This is a genomic window from Calothrix sp. FACHB-168 (assembly GCF_963889195.1).
Taxonomy (GTDB): domain Bacteria; phylum Cyanobacteriota; class Cyanobacteriia; order Cyanobacteriales; family Nostocaceae; genus Aulosira; species Aulosira anomala_A.
Genome location: NZ_CAWPNJ010000027.1, coordinates 74,796 through 92,491, shown reverse-complemented (window position 1 = coordinate 92,491; position 17,696 = coordinate 74,796). Strand labels below are relative to the sequence as shown.

General features: G+C 40.7%; 16 protein-coding genes. 7 read left to right on the top strand and 9 right to left on the bottom strand.

The genetic code is table 11. The annotated features are described in order from the left end of the window. Positions 1 to 197: 197 nt before the first annotated feature. The 4 genes from AACW45_RS17185 to AACW45_RS17170 all read right to left on the bottom strand — a co-directional run bounded on the left by AACW45_RS17185 (position 198) and on the right by AACW45_RS17170 (position 4,140). On the bottom strand, positions 198 to 500 hold the full coding sequence (locus tag AACW45_RS17185) for a hypothetical protein (RefSeq protein WP_094345574.1): 303 nt from the start codon (positions 498 to 500) through the stop codon (positions 198 to 200). A 410-nt stretch (positions 501 to 910) separates the two neighbouring features. Next, positions 911 to 2,689, bottom strand: a complete 1,779-nt coding sequence (locus AACW45_RS17180) for a bifunctional 3'-5' exonuclease/DNA polymerase (RefSeq protein WP_190633726.1) — start codon at positions 2,687 to 2,689, stop codon at positions 911 to 913. Between the two features lie 132 nt (positions 2,690 to 2,821). Next, positions 2,822 to 3,376 (bottom strand): hypothetical protein, encoded by a 555-nt coding sequence (locus AACW45_RS17175; RefSeq protein ID WP_190633725.1) that lies wholly within the window; start codon positions 3,374 to 3,376, stop codon positions 2,822 to 2,824. Positions 3,377 to 3,441: 65 nt separating this feature from the next. Next, the gene (locus AACW45_RS17170; RefSeq protein WP_190633724.1) at positions 3,442 to 4,140 is read right to left on the bottom strand and encodes a hypothetical protein; all 699 of its coding nucleotides are present in this window, start codon (positions 4,138 to 4,140) and stop codon (positions 3,442 to 3,444) included. A 130-nt stretch (positions 4,141 to 4,270) separates the two neighbouring features. Here AACW45_RS17170 and AACW45_RS17165 point away from each other — a divergent pair, with 130 nt between their 5' ends. From AACW45_RS17165 to AACW45_RS17155, 3 genes are all read left to right on the top strand, one after another. Then, positions 4,271 to 4,579: a hypothetical protein gene (locus AACW45_RS17165; RefSeq protein ID WP_190633723.1), complete on the top strand. Its 309-nt coding sequence runs from the start codon at positions 4,271 to 4,273 to the stop codon at positions 4,577 to 4,579. 113 nt (positions 4,580 to 4,692) lie between these two features. Then, a complete protein-coding gene (locus AACW45_RS17160) occupies positions 4,693 to 6,651 on the top strand; it encodes a M23 family peptidase (protein WP_190633722.1) in 1,959 nt (652 codons plus the stop codon). 3 nt (positions 6,652 to 6,654) lie between these two features. After that, positions 6,655 to 7,383: a hypothetical protein gene (locus AACW45_RS17155; protein ID WP_190633721.1), complete on the top strand. Its 729-nt coding sequence runs from the start codon at positions 6,655 to 6,657 to the stop codon at positions 7,381 to 7,383. 98 nt (positions 7,384 to 7,481) lie between these two features. Here the strand turns inward: AACW45_RS17155 and AACW45_RS17150 are convergent, their stop codons facing one another. Beyond that, positions 7,482 to 8,588 carry a DUF5895 domain-containing protein gene (locus tag AACW45_RS17150; protein WP_190633720.1) on the bottom strand — a complete coding sequence of 369 codons (1,107 nt, stop codon included), beginning with the start codon at positions 8,586 to 8,588 and terminating at the stop codon, positions 7,482 to 7,484. Between the two features lie 731 nt (positions 8,589 to 9,319). Here AACW45_RS17150 and AACW45_RS17145 point away from each other — a divergent pair. Then, the gene (locus AACW45_RS17145) at positions 9,320 to 11,182 is read left to right on the top strand and encodes a type IV secretory system conjugative DNA transfer family protein (protein ID WP_190633719.1); all 1,863 of its coding nucleotides are present in this window, start codon (positions 9,320 to 9,322) and stop codon (positions 11,180 to 11,182) included. Between the two features lie 188 nt (positions 11,183 to 11,370). Here AACW45_RS17145 and AACW45_RS17140 read toward each other — a convergent pair whose 3' ends face one another. Genes AACW45_RS17140 through AACW45_RS17130 form a run of 3 tightly spaced genes read right to left on the bottom strand, consistent with a single transcriptional unit; the run spans position 11,371 to position 13,586 of the window. Further along, positions 11,371 to 12,027 (bottom strand): N-6 DNA methylase, encoded by a 657-nt coding sequence (locus AACW45_RS17140; RefSeq protein WP_190633718.1) that lies wholly within the window; start codon positions 12,025 to 12,027, stop codon positions 11,371 to 11,373. Beyond that, complete coding sequence (locus tag AACW45_RS17135) at positions 12,027 to 12,881, bottom strand: hypothetical protein (protein WP_190633717.1); 855 nt, start codon at positions 12,879 to 12,881, stop codon at positions 12,027 to 12,029. The genes AACW45_RS17140 and AACW45_RS17135 overlap by 1 nt, the downstream gene beginning before the upstream one ends. Before the next feature lie 48 nt (positions 12,882 to 12,929). Continuing rightward, a complete protein-coding gene (locus AACW45_RS17130; RefSeq protein ID WP_190633716.1) occupies positions 12,930 to 13,586 on the bottom strand; it encodes a hypothetical protein in 657 nt (218 codons plus the stop codon). Between the two features lie 223 nt (positions 13,587 to 13,809). Between AACW45_RS17130 and AACW45_RS17125 the strand changes: the two genes are divergently transcribed. From AACW45_RS17125 to AACW45_RS17115, 3 genes are read left to right on the top strand one after another with little or no spacing between them, the layout of a single operon-like run. Then, a complete protein-coding gene (locus tag AACW45_RS17125; protein ID WP_190633715.1) occupies positions 13,810 to 14,136 on the top strand; it encodes a DUF5674 family protein in 327 nt (108 codons plus the stop codon). Next, a complete protein-coding gene (locus tag AACW45_RS17120; protein ID WP_190633714.1) occupies positions 14,133 to 14,495 on the top strand; it encodes a hypothetical protein in 363 nt (120 codons plus the stop codon). The genes AACW45_RS17125 and AACW45_RS17120 overlap by 4 nt, the downstream gene beginning before the upstream one ends. Positions 14,496 to 14,501: 6 nt before the next feature. Further along, on the top strand, positions 14,502 to 14,810 hold the full coding sequence (locus AACW45_RS17115) for a hypothetical protein (RefSeq protein WP_190633713.1): 309 nt from the start codon (positions 14,502 to 14,504) through the stop codon (positions 14,808 to 14,810). A 122-nt stretch (positions 14,811 to 14,932) separates the two neighbouring features. Here AACW45_RS17115 and AACW45_RS17110 read toward each other — a convergent pair whose 3' ends face one another. After that, positions 14,933 to 17,524, bottom strand: coding sequence for a DEAD/DEAH box helicase (locus tag AACW45_RS17110; RefSeq protein WP_190633712.1), 2,592 nt, complete (start codon positions 17,522 to 17,524; stop codon positions 14,933 to 14,935). Positions 17,525 to 17,696: the final 172 nt, after the last annotated feature.

The window sequence follows — 17,696 nt, the reverse complement described above, 5'->3', positions numbered from 1 at the left end:
GTATACTCAAAGACAGGTCAAATTGATATTGACAATTAAAATTATGTGTGTATTAGATTGATTAGAGAGATATATAGCATTACGACTAGAATGAAAGTGTAGTGAGTCTGAAAACCTTGCAGGGCAAAGCTTTTGTTTTAAAAACCTTTCAGTAATCAAACCGGATTGCTATATGTAGAATAGAAATGTTATTGATATCAAGGCGAATGAGTCAGACATAGCAATTGCCAAATTTGTTCGGGAACTTCTTCAAAATGTTCCAGCAAAAAGTCCATGAATGCCAAATGTCGTAAATCATTAGGCTGAGGATAGCGTCTAAATTTACCTTGCTTAAACCAACCTCGGACTGTAGAATCAGAACGACAGCATATTAAGGCAATTTGTTCATAACTCACATCCCATTTGGCATAAAATTCTTCTGGTTTCATACCAAATTCCCAATGACTGTAGAGTGAAATTAGATGAATTTCTCTTGCCCCTAAAATCCGGGGATTAGACATTAATACACCTCAAATAGTTAAAAGCTTGAACTCATTTATTACATCAAGTATTTGTCAGCCACAGGGTTTATAGACACACAAACAAAACCCGATTCAGTGGATTTTCAAGTCTTGATTCACTCTAAATCTGCGTAAGCAGATATAGTTAAAATAGTTCCGTTATTTATAATCGCTAGAATACCGATTCAGGAATAGCCAGAAGTGGTGGATAGGGTAGGGATGGTGCTTCTCTTCAAAAACGAAACGCCCTCTAACCACATTTTTGCACGAGCTATACGGGAGGAGGGCAGTTTAGTTTTTGACAAATATTTTCAAAATAGCTTTACTGCGAATTCAACTTCAGCTATGCTGCTTTTGGAGGGAAGATTCCCCCCAAAACGTACCGCCCGTACTCGGCAAGTTGGGATAGTTCACCAGCTATTTGATGTTTTAATATCTATAACAACTGGAATAGGGCTGAGAAACTTTTGGGCAGCAGCAACCATACAATTGTGTAATATGTGGCTAACTTGGTCAACTTCAGTCTCTGGACATTCCAGTACAATTTCATCATGTCTTACACAGATGAGTTTTGTTCTAAATTTAGCTAATGGATTTGAAAGTTTTACCATAGCTAATTTGTTGATGTCGGCATTTAAACCTTGTACTGGATGGTTAAATAGCTCTGATAGTCGGGGCTTGTTTACCCATCTCCGTCGTCTGTTTGCTAGTGTACGACTTTCCTTAATGCCTTGGATGTATTTACGTTTGATGTCCTCATGCCACCTAGCTATTCCAGGATAAGCTTCAAAGAATTTTTTCCTGAAAGCTTTTGCTTGTTCTAATGTCATTGCTACTCCATATTTGACTTGGGCGTAAATTTGGAGTTTGGCAGCGCCCATACCGAAAATCAATCCAAAGTTTATTGCTTTTGCTAGTCTGCGGTCTTCCTCAGTCACTTCATTGATATGTTTTCCAGTTACTAGAGATGCTGTTAATCGATGTAAGTCAGCCCCCTGGCGATAGACTTGGCACATCTTTGTATCACCACTAAGCCGAGCCATAATTCGTAGTTCTATTTGGGAGTAATCGGCTTTGATAATTTTATAGCCAGGGGCAGCAATGAAACAGCTACGAGCTGCTTCATCACGGGGAATATTTTGTAGAGGTGGTTTGCGGCAAGAAAATCTACCGGATTTTGCCCCTAATTGATAATAGTTGGGATGAATTCTCCCAGTTTTGGGGTGGATATGCTGGGGTAGTTTCTCGGTAAAAGTGCCGATAATTTTGGATAGACGGCGGTAATCTAGCAATGCTTGAATTATGGGATACTGTGCAGCTAAAGAAACTAATTTACTTTGATTAGTTGAGTTGATTTTAATACCAATAGCTTGTAGAGCAGCCAAAACTTGCTGAGGTGAATTTGGGTTTACTGCATCTGTCAGTTCTGGCAGCAATGACATCTGAGAGCTAGCAATACGGAGTTGCTTGAGTTGGTTTAAAGCATCTGTTTTTTCAGCTTCTAGTTTTGCACCCAGTATCTGCCATCGAGACAAGTCAAATAGCATCCCGTTAAGTTCCATTTGAGCTACAACAGGCATACACTGAAATTCCAATCGGGCAATTTTGAGTAACTTTGCCTGCTTTAACTTCTTGAGGAGAATTGGGTAAAGGTCAAGCAATATGGCAGCATCTACGGCAGCATAGTGCAATTGAATTTTAGTAAGAGGTTTACACCAATCGCTAATTTGTTGAGTTTTATCTAGTTGAAGGTGTAGTAGCTTTTTAACTATATTTTGTAAGGATGAGCTTGTTTTTAATCCTGCGGTTATAACTTTATAAGCAAGTTGGGTATCAAAGAATTGACTCTTTGGTTGAAGTCCTGCGAGTGTGAGAAATTGCCAGTCGAACTTGGCATTATGAGCAATTTTGACAGCAGAGTTACTAAGGAGTTGTTTTAAAAGTGAGCGATCGCTTTTGGGAATAGCTGGTAAATCAATTAGCAGTACTTGATGGTTTGGTGCAGCTATTTGAATCAGTCTAATAGAATCAGCTAGAGGGTCAAGTCCTGTTGTTTCACAATCTATGGCTAAAACTTCTGCCTGAAACAGAGGTTGGAGAGCAGAATTAAGAGTTGAAACATTGGAAACAAGAGTATATTGTGGGGTATAAATACTAATATTATTTGTATTTATTAAGTCTGTAGCCATAATAAATGAAATTTGAATTTATCACCTAGAAGCGATAGCTTGTATATCTAGCAACTTCAAATTAGTTTTATACAAAGATTTGAAAACCTATTAAAGAGAGGTAATACTATCGATATTCCTCTCTTTCTATGATTAACTGACTTTACACTTACCTGTTTTTGCAATGCTAGAATGCTGAATATTCTCTCGAACAGATGTCAAAGCAGTAGGAGCCAATTCTCTAATAATGGGTGTGACAATTTCTGGTGCCAGTTCTAAACGATGCTTAATCTGTGCTTGCAACCAAGCTAAAGGAACACATTTATTGTTGACTTTTTGTTTGATAATTAAGTCAGGATTGGATTTTGAAGCTTTTTTTATGGCAGTAGCAATTTTTCTGGCTGTCCGTAAATCAATTTTATCTACATCAATGCTAACAAAGTTATCTGGTTGAGGTTCTGGTTTTGATGTAATAGGGTTAGTTGATTGATTGTGATTTTCCAAGTTGAGATATTTCTTAATATCACTAGATTCAAGGTGTGATTGTTCAGATGTTGTGTTGTTAGTATGGTATTCAATGTTGAGTGTAAATTTCTGCCATAGATTGACTATTCCCACAACGAAATCAACGAGTATCACAATGGTATATAAGGCTGTAATTCCAATGATGAGATGATTTAAAATTTCTTGAATTTCTTGAGTATTCATGATGACTAGCTTGAAAATTTATGTTCATAATTAAAGAAGCGAACGCTTCCATTTAAGGCACATAATCAGAACAAGCTAATTTGCACAGTTGAATTTGATGAAGGTTTAGGAGTTGGAGTGCTTTGGATTGAGTCTAAGTTAGATTTGGCATTGACATTACGCTTACCCCATCCCTCTTGTGCTGCGTGTTTAACTATGCTGCGTCGAATTGACCTGCTAAGATAGTTGAATTCATTTTTTACCTGATTAAAATGAATGACGCGATTATTGCTGGCATTGCTCGTATCACCATCACCTATAAATTCATAAAAACTCTTGCAACCTTTTGGTAATTTATCGTATTTGGTTAAAACTTCATTACCTACCCAAAGATAAAGGTCAGCGTAATCCCTATGTAAAGGTGCTTCGTAAGTTGCAGGCATCATGTAGGTAAGAACTTCTGTGGCTGTGCTGGAAACACCAACCTGATCCTGTTCGTATTCAGTGAAGATAAGTTCCAATCGATCCTGAATACAAGCAAACTTGAGCCATTGGGGAATCGTATCACTCCAAGGACTGCGATGAATTACCAATGGCCCTGCAAGGTAGCGAACATGGTGTAGGGAAAATTCAGCTATTTCTAAAAGACTTGCTAATAATTCTTTTGGTGTATTTAAACTTGCCAGAATTTGCAGCATTTTTCGGGTGTTGTCTGGCAGTTTGGTAGTATTAGCATTACTAATTTCTGCCATTATTTCTGGTGAAATTAAATTCATTTGCTCCATTTTTCATCTCGATATAAGCGCATCACCAAAAATAGCCAATCGGCTAAAAAATTAATGTCCAATAGGTGAAGGCTGATATTAGATAAATCTTTTTATGCTGGCATTGATACAGCTTTTTTAGGTAATATCAATGGAGAACGAACCCACAATTAACCAAAATCTTGATACTGATGACATTAGTAATTATCAGTCTGGCAGTGGCTATCAATCTGAAGGTTACGGTGTTGAGCAATTAAGTTCTGGAGATAGTAGTAATCCCTTGCAAGCAGACCAATTTAGGGATGGTTATCAAGAGAATATTTTTGAAATCAATCTTGGGGATACACCTTACACTGAATCGGCTGCTAATCCCAATCCTCAATTACCAGGATATGGCTCTGGCTCCGGTTACAAGTCTAAGAAAAGTCAACAGTCAGCATCCCCAGAGCTAGAGTTATAAGTCATATTTTCACTCTCTTCCTACACCCCATAAGCAACAAGTAATTGGGTTTTTATTCAATAAATCACTTTGCTTATTGGGGTGTAGCTGCTGTCATTTTTAAACCTGGAATTATGAAGATACCAAAAGCATGGATATCTCTTCTGGTTGTCATAACTTGTATTATTTATAGCATCGCCGCACAAGCTACAATTAACACAATTGGTGATGGCAATTTACCGACTCGAATTGTAGAAGTTGCAAATCCTCAGTCTCGACTACCTGCTACTAAAGTTTTGCTCCCAGACTGGAGCCGCATTTCTCTGGCCCAGCTACCAGGTATCAGTCAATCCGGTGCAATTGATGGCAGTCCCTACAGTCAAACACTAGGTTATGACCTGAGTCGCACTTGGAATGTGGGTATGACTCCTGACCAATATTTGAAGTTAGGAGATATCAGTGAAGCATTGCAGGCAGAGGAGTTTTCTTTGCAGGCGATCGCTCTCCGCACAGTACCAGAGGCAAACACAGACATTAACAGTATAGATTCAAACAAAATTGCCTTGAGTGAATTTCCCCTGATTGGGGAACAGACATTGAGCCATTTGGCTCAGGTTGTTCCAGAATTAGCTAAGACACAAGTAAACAATATTACACCTGTTGCAACCTTACTAAAATCTCACTTAATTGCTGCATCTAATTTAACACTAGCTCAGGTACTAACACAGTATGAAGTTGGGCAAATGAAGCTCTTAGAAATCGACTTGTCAGAGTTTTCTATTTCTTCAATTCCTAACTTAGATGCAGTACAGCTACAACAATTTACAGGTTGGATGAATAGCAATGTTTCGGATATTCCTGGTTTGGGACAAGTACCTTTAGGATTAATGCCTAATCCCATCAGTGAAATTGGTAGCTTGGTAATGCGGATTGATGTAGTTCATGGGCCAGCAGAAAACCGCCGTAACAATACGATTTCTGGTTCCGATGTGCAAGGGTTTTCTGTGCCTTGTAGTGAAAAAGACTGCGCTTACTTAGAATTGGATGATTTGGAAAATGCAGGTCGTAGCGATCGCAGTAAGTTAGAAGGAAAGCAGTGGATTTCCGGTAAATACCAAGAAGTCGAGGGCGGGCGGGGTATCCTCAAAGCAGTGAACAATGGTCGGGAACCAACAGGAAGGCTACCGTTTGGTAAAGCTTTTAAGGTAGTGGTAATGGAGCCGGATGAAACTACTGATACGGTAGATACGGCTTTGTTCTTTCGGTTCTGTGCTTGGCGAATGGGTTGTACACCTTATTTTATCGGGCCTGTTCCTTTTTTCAGCTACAAGGTTAACTCCTTGATGTTTGTAGGCAATTTGAGTGAACAGAGGACAAATACTGCGTCTCTACCAACTGGAGCGACAAGAGAGCCTAAAGCTAAGACTACCAACCGTACTGGAGTAAGAGAGAAGATTAATCCATGCACGTTTAGTAATGGTAGTCAGTCGATAACAGGTCAATCATTCTCCGGTATTGATTTGCGATCGCTGGGAAATGCGATCGCGGAAATTGAGAGCGCTGGTAGTGGGGATTACAAAGCCATTGGCATACATACTTGTGCGGATGGGGGTTTAAATTGTGGTCGCGCTCTCGGTCGCTACCAGTTCATGAGTTATAACCCCTACGCAGTGCAATTAATTGCTGCCAAGCCTGGAGGTCAAGAGTTTCTCAGTCAATTGGAGCAAGGGCATCAACCAACAGAGGCTGAACTATTTGAGTTTTTTCCTCCAGCTGACCAAGATAGGGCGTTTATGGCTGATATGGCTAACAAAATTCAAGTAACACAAGAGCAAATCGATCCGGCTACAGGACAGCCATTTATGAGCGATCGCCTAATTGAACGAGTGGCTCAAAAGCATTTTGGTGGTGATTACAGCAAAGTTGATGGAAATGGCTCAGATGCCCTCGGTCGTCTCAGTCTCAAAGATTACGGCAAAACCGCTTTAGCTAGTTATCGCAACAGTAATAGCGATAATGGAACGCTGACCTGTTCTCCCAATGTAAATTCTAGCTACATCAGCACTGCTAAAAATACTGAAAATGGGAGGTAGAGTATGACAGATTTATCTAAAACTTCTATTACCTCACCCCATGAGATAAAAGAAATACTTGATACTGATACCAATTCAAAAATACACTTTGGGCAAACAGGGGAAGGAAAAGGAGTTTATTCTGACTCCGCCTCCCCTACTCAGTCTCAACCACTGAAGACAACTGCATATCAATTACCAGCACCTTCTATGAGGGTACGCTACTGGATTCATTGGTTTCGCATTGGTTTGGGCATCTTTTTGTTGCTGTCGATTCTCATGAGCTTAGGGGGCTGTAGCTTAAATGCAGCAACCGTTACTTGGAACAAAGCTGCTAATGTTGTGCCTGCTTCGGTAATTGAACAGGTGATTGTAGAAAATACAGAGTTGAATGCCAAAGTATCTGCTAAAAATATACTGGCTTGGAGTGTGCAAGGAAAAGACGGCAGGTTCGCAGTTTTCAACTTGAATACGCCTGATGTCTGTGGTGCTTTGGGATGTCTGTATACTGGTTACTGGCTCAGAAAGGACAAACCAATTACTCAGGTATTCTTGAGTTACTTGAATCCCAATCTGCCACCAGGTAAGCATTTGTTGTCAGTGGGAGAGAACCGAGGTCAGGCATTACCATGCATTAAGGTACTGCAAACCGAGCAAGAGCAGCTACGTCAATTGAATTTTTGTTTCAATGGCACTGGCTATCAACTTGCTGATAGTCAGCTTTTCACTAATAGTAAAAATTCTCGAAGTTGATAACTCGAAAACAGGGAAAAAACTCTGCCATAGTCTTCTTTGCTACGGCAGGGTATTTTCATGTGACATACTCTCATTGACGCTATAGTTGCATTGGACTATTCCTCATCATCCAGTTCATCGTCTTCCTCCTCAAAATCATCATCGTCTAACTCAGCTTCCAAATCGTCGGTTTCATCGAGGAAGTCGTCATCGTCAATAAGTTGAATTTTGCGAGGTGGCTTGGTCGCTGGTTTGGATTTACGAACGCTTTGAGTTTTGTTCCTATTCTTAGAGGGTGGTAATACTTCCACGTCTACAGATACCGATTCTCCTGGCAAAGCAGGTAGGGATTGAGGTTCATTAAAACCAGCGATCGCATCATGTTGTTGCCAAATTAGGGCTTTAGCTGTGGGCTGACCCAAATAAAATTGAGACAGATTTTCAACGGTGGGTTTGGTGTAATCTACAGTCTTACAACAGTCGTGTTTATTCTTACCTTCGCCCTCTTTGACAGCTTTGAACTCGACTGACAGCACACCTAAGCTACGCCACCTATCGCTTTTACCGCTAAATGGCACTTGGAAATAATCAGCAAAGGTTTTCTCCAAAGAACGGTAAAACTCCTCACGCACTGACTTAAAACTCCAGAGAGCTACATTCTTAAAGCGGACAACGACAGGAGTAGTATGCAGGGGTTGATTATCCTCATCCAGAAACACCAGTGCATGTTCTGAACACACATCCATTGTTCTCTTGTCAAGGTTATGCTTGTATTCATCATAAAGCCCAACGAAAGAACCACCCAAGTCTTCAACATCTGATTTATAACGGATATACTCTGGTACAAAAGCTAAAACTAGTAACCGTGCTTGAGTAATTAAGAGTCCAGTAACATCTTCAGTTAGGGTGACAATGGTTAGTTCGTCCTCCTGTGGCATATCAAGCCAGCCAGCCTTTTCTAGCTGGTCTTCTGGAATTAGAAGTCCGGCGGGTTTGTCATTAACGACAATGCCGTAAGGCAGTAACGGTCGTCTAACTTGGTTATAACTGTCGCTGAGAAGTTCTGGGTCAATATCGTCAATATCAAGGTCTGACAATTGAGTGTTAGGAGCTTTCTTATTGGCTGCTTGAGCTTTGGTATTAGCTTTGGGATTAGAAGCAGCAGTTTTGGCAGTAGATTGATTGGAGCGATTAGAGTTGTTTGAAACCCTAGATTTAACCATTGGACTACATAAATATGATTGCCCAACGCATGAGGCGTTAGCCTCAAAACTTATTTACCAATCGTTGTTTATGAGGCAATTACTCTCCACCACAGATTTAAACTACGCCATCAAATAAAGTATCTTGAATGCTAATTTACAAACTAGCGAAAATATATATGAGGATGAAAGGAGGTTAATCATGAAATTATCACCACTATATATACAGTGGGAGCAAGAGGCTCAAAAGTAAAGGTAACGTATAGTTGTAGAAAATTTATTAACAGTTCGATTTGGTACGCTGGATGAACAATTAGCCACAATTATTCAGCCTATTCTAGAGCTACCTTCACAAGAGTATGCTTCTTTACTGTTGCAGTTATCGAATCTCTCCCGTGAGGATTTATTGGCCAGGTTTAACCCTCTTCTGTCACTCTCCGAAAACATTTGCCTTTTGTAAAATCTAGAGCTTTTGTATAGCAAGCGATTGCGCGATTATTTTCTAATAACAAATACAAGACCTATTTTTTTCTAATAGTATAGCTTGTATTGATTGCCTCATGAGGCTTCTAGCGATCGCCCTCCCGGAAAGTGACAGAAGAGGGTTAACAGCAACCACTCATAAAGCTGTTATGTATCTGACACTCCTCTAGAAATAGAGTTTCTAACACCTCTAAAAAAATGTCCAAAAGGTCAATACTTTAGCTTTCACTTGGTAGCTAAAATTTCTGCTAAATGCCTACTTAACTGCTATGAACATTTACCAGAAAAATCTACCAGACAACCAGATCACTGCTAACTCAACATTAATTGAAGTCTCATCCTTTCAAGCACAAGAGGCTAGCATTGACTTTGGCAAGTTGTTTCAACAGTATAACAATCCCCAAGGTTGGATGATGTTAGGTGGAATGCTCTTCGTTTTACTGTTGTTGCAAATCAGTGGTACTGGTAAGGGAAAAATCACCACTGGTAAAGTCTCCGGTATCAGTGAGAAACTAGCAGCAACTAACCTAGCACTCAAGCAAATCAAGGAGCATAAACACAATAAAGTTACCCTGTGGTCTGGTACTCCTCGCTATTGGGTAAAAGGTAAATGGCGGGGGTTGCTGGCTAACATACAAACTATGCTTGGTGCTGCACCTACAGTTTGGTTTCCCAATGCCGAAAGGGGAACACTGGTAATAGGTGCGCCTGGGTCTGGTAAAACCTACTCAACCATAGACCGGATGCTGGAAAGTGCGATGCAGCAAGGTTTCCCGATTTTACTCTACGACAAGAAGGGCGACCAACTAAGACTTCATGCACCCTTAGCAGCCCGTTATGGCTATAAAGTACGAGTATTTGCCCCCGGTGAACCCTTTAGCGGTGTTATTAATCCTTTGGATTATATGCGTGATGCACGCGATGGGGTAATGGCAGGGGAAATTGGACAAGTGATTAACCGCAATGCTTCCAGTGGTGGTAAAAGTGATGAGTTCTTTGCTAAAGCCGGTGACTTGTTAGCTAAGGCACTTTTACAGTTAGTAAAGGGTTCACCTTACCCAGATATGGCGATGCTGTATGCTGTGTTGCGGTTGCCAAAACTGGTACAGCGTCTTGACCATGCAGTACAGTCAAAAAGGTTGGATGAATGGGTGGCGACTTCGTTTGTGCAATTTTTGAGTGCCAAGGATGCAGAAAAGACTATTTCGGGGATTTTGACCACAGCAGCAGGTACTTTCTCATCTTTCATCCAAGCTGATTTGCTGCGGGCATTTATTGGGAAATCGGACATTCCTACTAAGCTTGAAGGTAGAGAGATGGTGGTGTTCAAGCTAGATGATGAACGCCGCAGTGTGGTTGGGCCTCTGCTGGCGGCTGCAATGCACTTGATGATTGTCGGTAATTTAAGCCGTCCCCGTAAAGACCCGTTGATTATTTCTTTGGATGAATTGCCATCTATAAAACTAGACCGCTTACCGCAGTGGATTAATGAATATCGTTCCAATGGTGCTTGCTTTATTCTAGGTATCCAAAGTTTAGAGCAACTTTACGATATTTATGGGGATAAGATGGGAAGTGCGATCGCTTCTGCTTGTAGTACCCATGTTTTGTTCAATCCTGGTAACTACAAAACGGCTGAGGATTACTCAAAGCGTTACGGTGAGAAGGAAGTGCTGATTAAAAATCGTACCACAGGGCGATCGCTTGGCGGACAAATGAGCCGTTCAATTAGCTGGAGTGAGAATTTGCAAAAAATGCCCGTAATCAGTGCTGACGAAATTTTGAAATTTCCTCAAGGTAAGTGCGTAATTACCAGTCCTGGTTATAGTTCCGAGGGACAAGCTTCTATTCCTTATCCTTTAATTATTCCGGTGTCCAAAGCCGATGAAAAACGGGCGCATGATAGTGAGGCTCTTTGGGACACACAAGTTAAACCTGCTTTAGAAAGTCAGGTGACAATTCCTGATATTAAAACGCTAACACAAGCATTACATGAACGGATTGAGTCAGCAGCGCGGATGTTGCCATTACCAGAAGAAGATGTAGCACCTGCACAGGAGTCTAGTAGTAGCGAACCTGATGTTTTGGACAATTTTACTAGGCGAGTTTATCAAACACCAGGATTGCATTAAATTTTGACACAATATTGTTAGCAAAGCTCCTCGCGGAGCGAGGCACTCCTGTAATTCCCCTGTAATATCATGTTCGGTGAAAGACTTATCATTAAGACCGCAGAGGGAGGCTCTTAAAGCAGGGGGAAGTGCTTTCTTTCATGCTTAACGAGCGCCTGCTACGTACCCGGCTTGATATAAGTCCTGAATTACTTTAGGTAAATATGATTTTGCCAAACTTCTGTCATAAACTTTTTAAATTCTTCCATAATTAGCGGTAAATCACTATCAATTTCTTGGGTTTGTTGCCCATTTGTAATTGAACGAAAGAGACGACGACCTCTACTATCAAAACCAATTTTATCTGCAACTGCCATAAAGATTGAGTAATCTTCTGGTATTGGTAAATCCCCACCTTTGCGCTGAAGAATCAAAAAGCTGGTGATAATTCCTAATCCACATTCTACCTGAAAGTTTTCTGTAGGTAACTGAATGGAAGCAATTAGCAAAGCCATGTCTTCTAATAGCCATCGGCGAAAGTGTGCTTGGTTAGATGAAGACAGAATTCCATTAGATACCAAGATACAGACTATTTCACCAGGTTGCAATTGATTTAAACACTGTTCTACAAATAAGCACTCTTGTTCTACTTGGGTTTTCAACTTGGATGTAATCACGTAGTTTCCATCTCCGTGTTTTATCCATTTATAAGCCATCTCAAATCGGGCTAGTTCTGAATCGGAAGTGAGATTAATTTTGCAATAGGGAGGATTGGCAATGGCTACAGTAGGCAAGGAAATTGGCAGAGGAGGATTACTGACACAATTTTGAAATAGTTGTTGCCATTCAGTAATTTGAATTTCCATCAAAATAAACTTCCTTGCAACATATTTTCTGATTTAGTATTGTCGTATTTGATACCATTAATTAGCAACCTCTTATTTAGCTTCGTTTGACGTGTTGATGCGGGAGTTTCATACTTTAAATTTGGTCGGATAAAAGAAATACCCCTGCCAGTCAGCGTATCTCCGATGACTAAATCTCCACCCAAACTAGGAATAGGCAATGCCAAGTAGGGAGCATAAAGCATGAAGTTTAAACTTGCTATTTTTATTAGTAGTGAATCCCACTCCCAGCCTGTTAAACTGATGGCATAATTGGACATTTCCAATGCTAATCTTCCTGTACCAAGTGCTGGTTCATATATATGAAACGGTGCTATTGCAGCAGAACTGTCAACTGCTGCAATAGCCATTGTCCTGGCTGTCCAAGTAGGAGTAGGATAGAATTTAGCTCTTGATTGCCCGTAACGATTAGCAGCCAACAAATGACCCAAGTAATCGAAGGGACAAGAAATCAAAAGCTTCAGTTCCAATTCTTGAATAAGACGATTACTCGCACCGTTACATCCCTCTGGCTCATGAGGCAATTTAGCAATGCTGGGATGCCCTAGAGCATAAAGTAACCAATCAGTGAAATAGGGAATAAATCTGGAAGGACTGCCATACCCACCTTTAGGAATAGATTGCAGACAGCTTGAGAGCATCTGTAAAACTTGGGGATGTCCTAAGTCTAAAAACTCAGTTTGTGGTATTTCTTTAGGTAGTTCTCCAGTTTCCATTGTCCATCGCCATTGCTCCCACCTACCTTGATATTCATCATCTAATTTCAGTAGTTTTGATAATAGCCATCCATGTTCAAAAGTTGATTTGAGTACCATTGGTGTTATCTGTAATAAGCATTTGCCAATGGCAGAGGCATTAGCCTCTTAAATCTTGACTTCTGGAATAGCTTCTAAATTGACCATTGACGATAACTCAGGAATGACTATGTTTGATTGTGATTTGTTATCTGGAGATTGAGTTAGTAGTTTAATTAACCATTTTTCAGTCTGCATCTGATCCTTTTTATTCCAGCGTACATTTAATCTTTGGGCTGGTTTAACAGGATGTAATGCTAAAACTACGAGTTGTATTTGGTTAGGAGTAACTGAGTATTGTCTAGCCGTAGTCCACAACTTTACCCGGTCTTGCCAGCTTAAGTATGGATGGCGTATAGCCCATTCATAAAGCCTGGGAATACCTTGTTTAAATGCTATATTTGTTAATACTTGAATAAAGTGCTTGTCGTCATTAATTGCAAGAGGTGCAATAACTGGATTATCCACTAATAACTTTTTCCGAGATTTAAAAATTTCCGGTGCAAGTTCCTGTATTTGATCAACCCACTGAGCAATTTGAGGATAGGCATTTAATAAAGGTTCTACAGTCAGTCCTAAAAATAGTTGTTTCATCACCAAAGATAAATTATCTGCAACTATAGAGTCAAAGGCAGAGCGATTTGGATGATATTTTTGACTGGGTAATAGGAGTTGTTGCTGTGTTTTAGTAATTTGTTGAATATCGGCAAGATTAATTACTGGCATGGTGGAGAGAATATAACATCTCTCCAATGCAGCGGTAAGCTGCAAATTAATTACTTCGATTAATCATGCTTCAATACAGATATACAGCGTATTGTGGGTTGCTGGAAGTAGAAAATTTAGTTACAAAGCTATGCAACAATCTGGTATTACTGTTGATAGCTGAAAGTTAATGTAATTAGGCAAGATAGCCAGGGCAACCGTATGTTTAATAGGAGTAAGTTTTTTGATTGAGATTATTAGAGTTAGTGCTACACCAGAGCAAATTGAACAGATGCTACAAGAGTTAAAGTTTTATATTAAGGTAGCGGTAGATATTGAGCGTCGGATTCTGGCTGGGGGAGGTGAAATGCACTTTTACTGTGAACAGGCATTGCTAGAAGATGGTAGTAAGCAGAGCGATATTTGGGCCGCTAGTTTCAGACCTGATACACAACAGATAATCTATGAGTCTATGGTTAATCTCCGTCCCCGACAGAATCGTTCAATGGAAATTATCGACGTTAAAATTAGAGAACAGGTTGCCGCAATTATTATGGAGTTTCTGGTATGAATAGTGGCTTAACTTATGAGCAAGAAACCTTTATGCAAGATAGTATTCCTGTTAGATTGGAAAAATTGGCAACTAATTTAGCACGGATAAGTCAACTATTCAGTGATTATACGCATGAGAATGTGGTCAAAAGCCTGATTAGAGAGACTATGTATTTTCTTGAGTGGATAGCCCCAGATATAGATATTGACAATGCTTTTGAGTTAGCAAACTTAGGAAGGTTTCTCACACGCTGGCTATTTAACTGGGAACAAGCCTGGAATGAGACAGATGCTAAAAACCAGATTATTCAAGAACTTGGTATTTGGTCAGACAGTGTTTTGCAAATGTCAAAATTAACTGCTGTACAACAATCCTAACTGATAATGACTCAATCCCAACCTCCATTACCACAACCCAAACTAGAATCTGCTGGTATTACCTCTGACCAGTATTTTGAATTTACTCCAGAAAAACTAGAACTGAGCAACGGATATTTGGGTTATGGTGGACAAGACCAACTTGGGTTTCATTTGTCTGTTCTCACCAATATGGGATTATTGACAGCAGCTCGACATACAAATTTGTCGCTGTGGCTAGAAGCACTAAAAGGTGTGGTAAGGGAAAAACTACCGACTGTCAACACCCAACCAGAAGTAGCAGAAGCAATGCTCAATCGATTTAATCGAGCGTAGGCGTAGCCCGCCGCAGGCATCGCAGACTTGGAGGCAGTGATTGAGTATTTGGAACAATAAAATCTGGAATTTGAGCGATGTTTACGACGATGCTTGTGTCAAACATCAGGTGCAGCGATAGGCTATGTTTTGTCGGAGGCGATCGCATTTAACAACAGTAATCCCATCTGCTTCAATAAACCAGTATTACCATCAGGGCAACCATGTTGAATTAGACACTTGGCACAGCCAGTATCACAATTACAATCTCGTGCGATCGCTCTCGCAGCACCAGCAAGTTTTGGCAGATGCTTAAACACAGCTTCAGCCGCACCATTACCACCATCACTGGTATCATAGAAATAGCCTGTGTAATTGTTATTTTCCCCCCCTAACTCCTTCACTACCGTAAAATTCACCTGTTTTGGGTCAACTCTAGCCACCAGCTGTAACGCTCTCATAATTTGATGCCCAAAGGTGTGGATAGCAATCAAGGTACTGGAATATTCCCACAACTGTTGATAGCCCGGTGGAATTGGTTCTCCACTGCGGGTTAAATTGGTTCTAGTTTCCAAGGCATTGTGCTGGAGGTATTGCCGCGCATTTGAGCTAATTGCTACTTTGACCATTGGTGCTGAAAATTGAGTACGGAAAGGCTGCTCAAATTTTTCTTCTGATAGGGTTTTCACAATTACAGCTTTGCGTGTGAGTTTGCTACAAAGCGGACAACGACGTTCTTTAGGTAGCGGCTCTTTGTAGTTAAGACACCGCTTGTTCAAACAAGTCTGCTCATACATTTGGGTCATTAAACTGTAACCACTGGTAATGTGCTTAACTTCACCAAAACTAAGTTCCAGGGTTAAGTATTCCTGACAGTCATCAACATCACTGACTTGAGAAAACAGCAATGGTAACTTCACCGGATCTGTTAGCACTGTTAGGCTACTGGTTTCTGATTCTGTAACTGCAACTGTAAACAGTGAGCTATCTGCTGTCTGTTTTAATATTGCTTGCTTGCTGTTCAAGTCAAGGGAGATGCACTGATAAGTCAGCATTCGTCCATTGGTATCTTGTCGTTTGTAGATGGCTTGGGGATGGACTTCCCGGTGAGCAATATCTTCTGAGATTTCCTCTAGTTCTTCCCCAGATTCTGCATCTACTAGTTTGATGGTAGTTTGGGATAAGCCACCCCGAAAGTTAACATCTTTATGGGGATAGCCTTTTGCCCACAGTCCATTACGACCTTTATTTAGATGCCCTTGGGCTAACAGGAGTTTTGCTACCTCGTAAGCTGCTGTGCCAAAGTAGTGCTTGATTTTATTAGTAGGAATACCAGTTTCTGCGGCTGCACACATCAAATGTTTAGCAGCAAAGATGGGATATTCGTCATTAAAGAACACTTCCTCAGCTTCTGGCGATACCAGCATTTCTGGATGTTCTGCTACATAGCAGTCTATGGGATTGAGAGCATTGGGAAGCAGCACTGTTAGTCCAGGTTGTGAACGTCCGGCGCGGCCACTGCGTTGCTGGTATGCCATTTTGGAACCAGGCCAGCCACGCAAAATGCAACATTCTAATTCTGGTAGGTCAATTCCAGCTTCTAATGCTTCTGTGGCAATAATCCACTTGATCGTGCCAGACTGGAGTTGGTCAACTACTTCTGCCCGACGCTCGGAAGTGATACCACTGTAGAATGCGGCTACTTGGTTTGATTTGAGTAATTCTGTTAGTTCCCGCACGCTGCGACGGGAGTTACAAAAGGCGATACCTGATTTACCTTGATTGAGCAAAAATTGAATTATCCGAGCGGTATCACCAGTCAGATTGTAACTGGGCTGAGTGACAATTATTTGTCTAGATGGTGAAGCTGCTCCACTTTTGCGAATCCAAATCAGGGGTTTGGGGTTGAGTTTAGTTGGTTTTAAGCCGGAGATTTTCAGAGCCAGTTGTTTAGGATTACCACAAGTGGCACTCAGGAAGATAAATTGCAGTTTCTTGGAGTCACCACCGTAATGATCTACTGCTAGTTTAATGCGACGAATCAGCCAGGACATATTTGCGCCATAGCTACCGGAGAGGGTGTGAGCTTCGTCAATCAGTATGTAGCGTAATCGCTGATAAAAGTTTGCCCAATGCGCGGATTTCCAGGCTTGCTTGAGTTGAAAGTGGATTAATTCTGGTGTGACACCTAAAATATGCGGTTCACTCTTGAGGATTTGTTCTCGTTTTTCTGATTTGACATCTCCAGTGATCATTGCCAGTATAGGTCTGGATTGTGTTGGTATGGTAGAGAGTAGTTCAGAGATTTTGTGAAACTGGTCTAGTGCTAATGCTCGTAGTCCATAAAATGCTAATGCTCGATGTTCTTGATTTATACAACCTTCCAGAATGGCGGGGTATGTGCTGAGAGTTTTGCCACTGGCTGTGGGAGAGGTGAGGATTAAACTTTTACCTTGTCTAATTGCTTGTAAGGCTTGAAGTTGGTGAGAGTAAAGTTGGGTGATTCCTAATGAGTGAAGTGCTTTAATTAGTTTATTTGGTAGGTCATTAGGGATATTTTTCAGATTAGCTTCTTTGGCAGGGATAGTCTGTTGCCAGAGTAAATCTTCACCAATAAATTCAGTAATATCTGTTGGTTCAGTAAGATGGTTATTTGAGTTGGAATTTTCTGTAAGGGGTGTACGAGGTGGTGTCCAAAAGCTTTGTAGCAGGGCATTATAGTTGGGCGTGGTCATGGCAGTGTTTTTCGCTCATTGCCCTAAAAAATCCCCCATTGGGGGAGTGATACCGAGGTAGGGTAAGTCTTTATTGTCATTTTTACAACTCTGGGTTGTTTTAACCTGGGCATAAGAATATTCAGTACACAGTGTAATATACAAAACTTATCTCACGGTTGATGGTTAACAA

Bases quoted from the DNA above. Each gene is read 5' to 3' on its own strand.
- AACW45_RS17150 (WP_190633720.1), bottom strand. From the start codon at position 8,588: ATGGTTAAATCTAGGGTTTCAAACAACTCTAATCGCTCCAATCAATCT.
- AACW45_RS17175 (WP_190633725.1), bottom strand. From the start codon at position 3,376: ATGAATACTCAAGAAATTCAAGAAATTTTAAATCATCTCATCATTGGA.
- AACW45_RS17180 (WP_190633726.1), bottom strand. From the start codon at position 2,689: ATGGCTACAGACTTAATAAATACAAATAATATTAGTATTTATACCCCA.
- AACW45_RS17140 (WP_190633718.1), bottom strand. From the start codon at position 12,027: ATGGAAATTCAAATTACTGAATGGCAACAACTATTTCAAAATTGTGTC.
- AACW45_RS17160 (WP_190633722.1), top strand. From the start codon at position 4,693: ATGAAGATACCAAAAGCATGGATATCTCTTCTGGTTGTCATAACTTGT.
- AACW45_RS17135 (WP_190633717.1), bottom strand. From the start codon at position 12,881: ATGGTACTCAAATCAACTTTTGAACATGGATGGCTATTATCAAAACTA.
- AACW45_RS17120 (WP_190633714.1), top strand. From the start codon at position 14,133: ATGAATAGTGGCTTAACTTATGAGCAAGAAACCTTTATGCAAGATAGT.
- AACW45_RS17110 (WP_190633712.1), bottom strand. From the start codon at position 17,524: ATGACCACGCCCAACTATAATGCCCTGCTACAAAGCTTTTGGACACCA.
- AACW45_RS17170 (WP_190633724.1), bottom strand. From the start codon at position 4,140: ATGGAGCAAATGAATTTAATTTCACCAGAAATAATGGCAGAAATTAGT.
- AACW45_RS17115 (WP_190633713.1), top strand. From the start codon at position 14,502: ATGACTCAATCCCAACCTCCATTACCACAACCCAAACTAGAATCTGCT.
- AACW45_RS17130 (WP_190633716.1), bottom strand. From the start codon at position 13,586: ATGCCAGTAATTAATCTTGCCGATATTCAACAAATTACTAAAACACAG.
- AACW45_RS17155 (WP_190633721.1), top strand. From the start codon at position 6,655: ATGACAGATTTATCTAAAACTTCTATTACCTCACCCCATGAGATAAAA.
- AACW45_RS17165 (WP_190633723.1), top strand. From the start codon at position 4,271: ATGGAGAACGAACCCACAATTAACCAAAATCTTGATACTGATGACATT.
- AACW45_RS17145 (WP_190633719.1), top strand. From the start codon at position 9,320: ATGAACATTTACCAGAAAAATCTACCAGACAACCAGATCACTGCTAAC.
- AACW45_RS17185 (WP_094345574.1), bottom strand. From the start codon at position 500: ATGTCTAATCCCCGGATTTTAGGGGCAAGAGAAATTCATCTAATTTCA.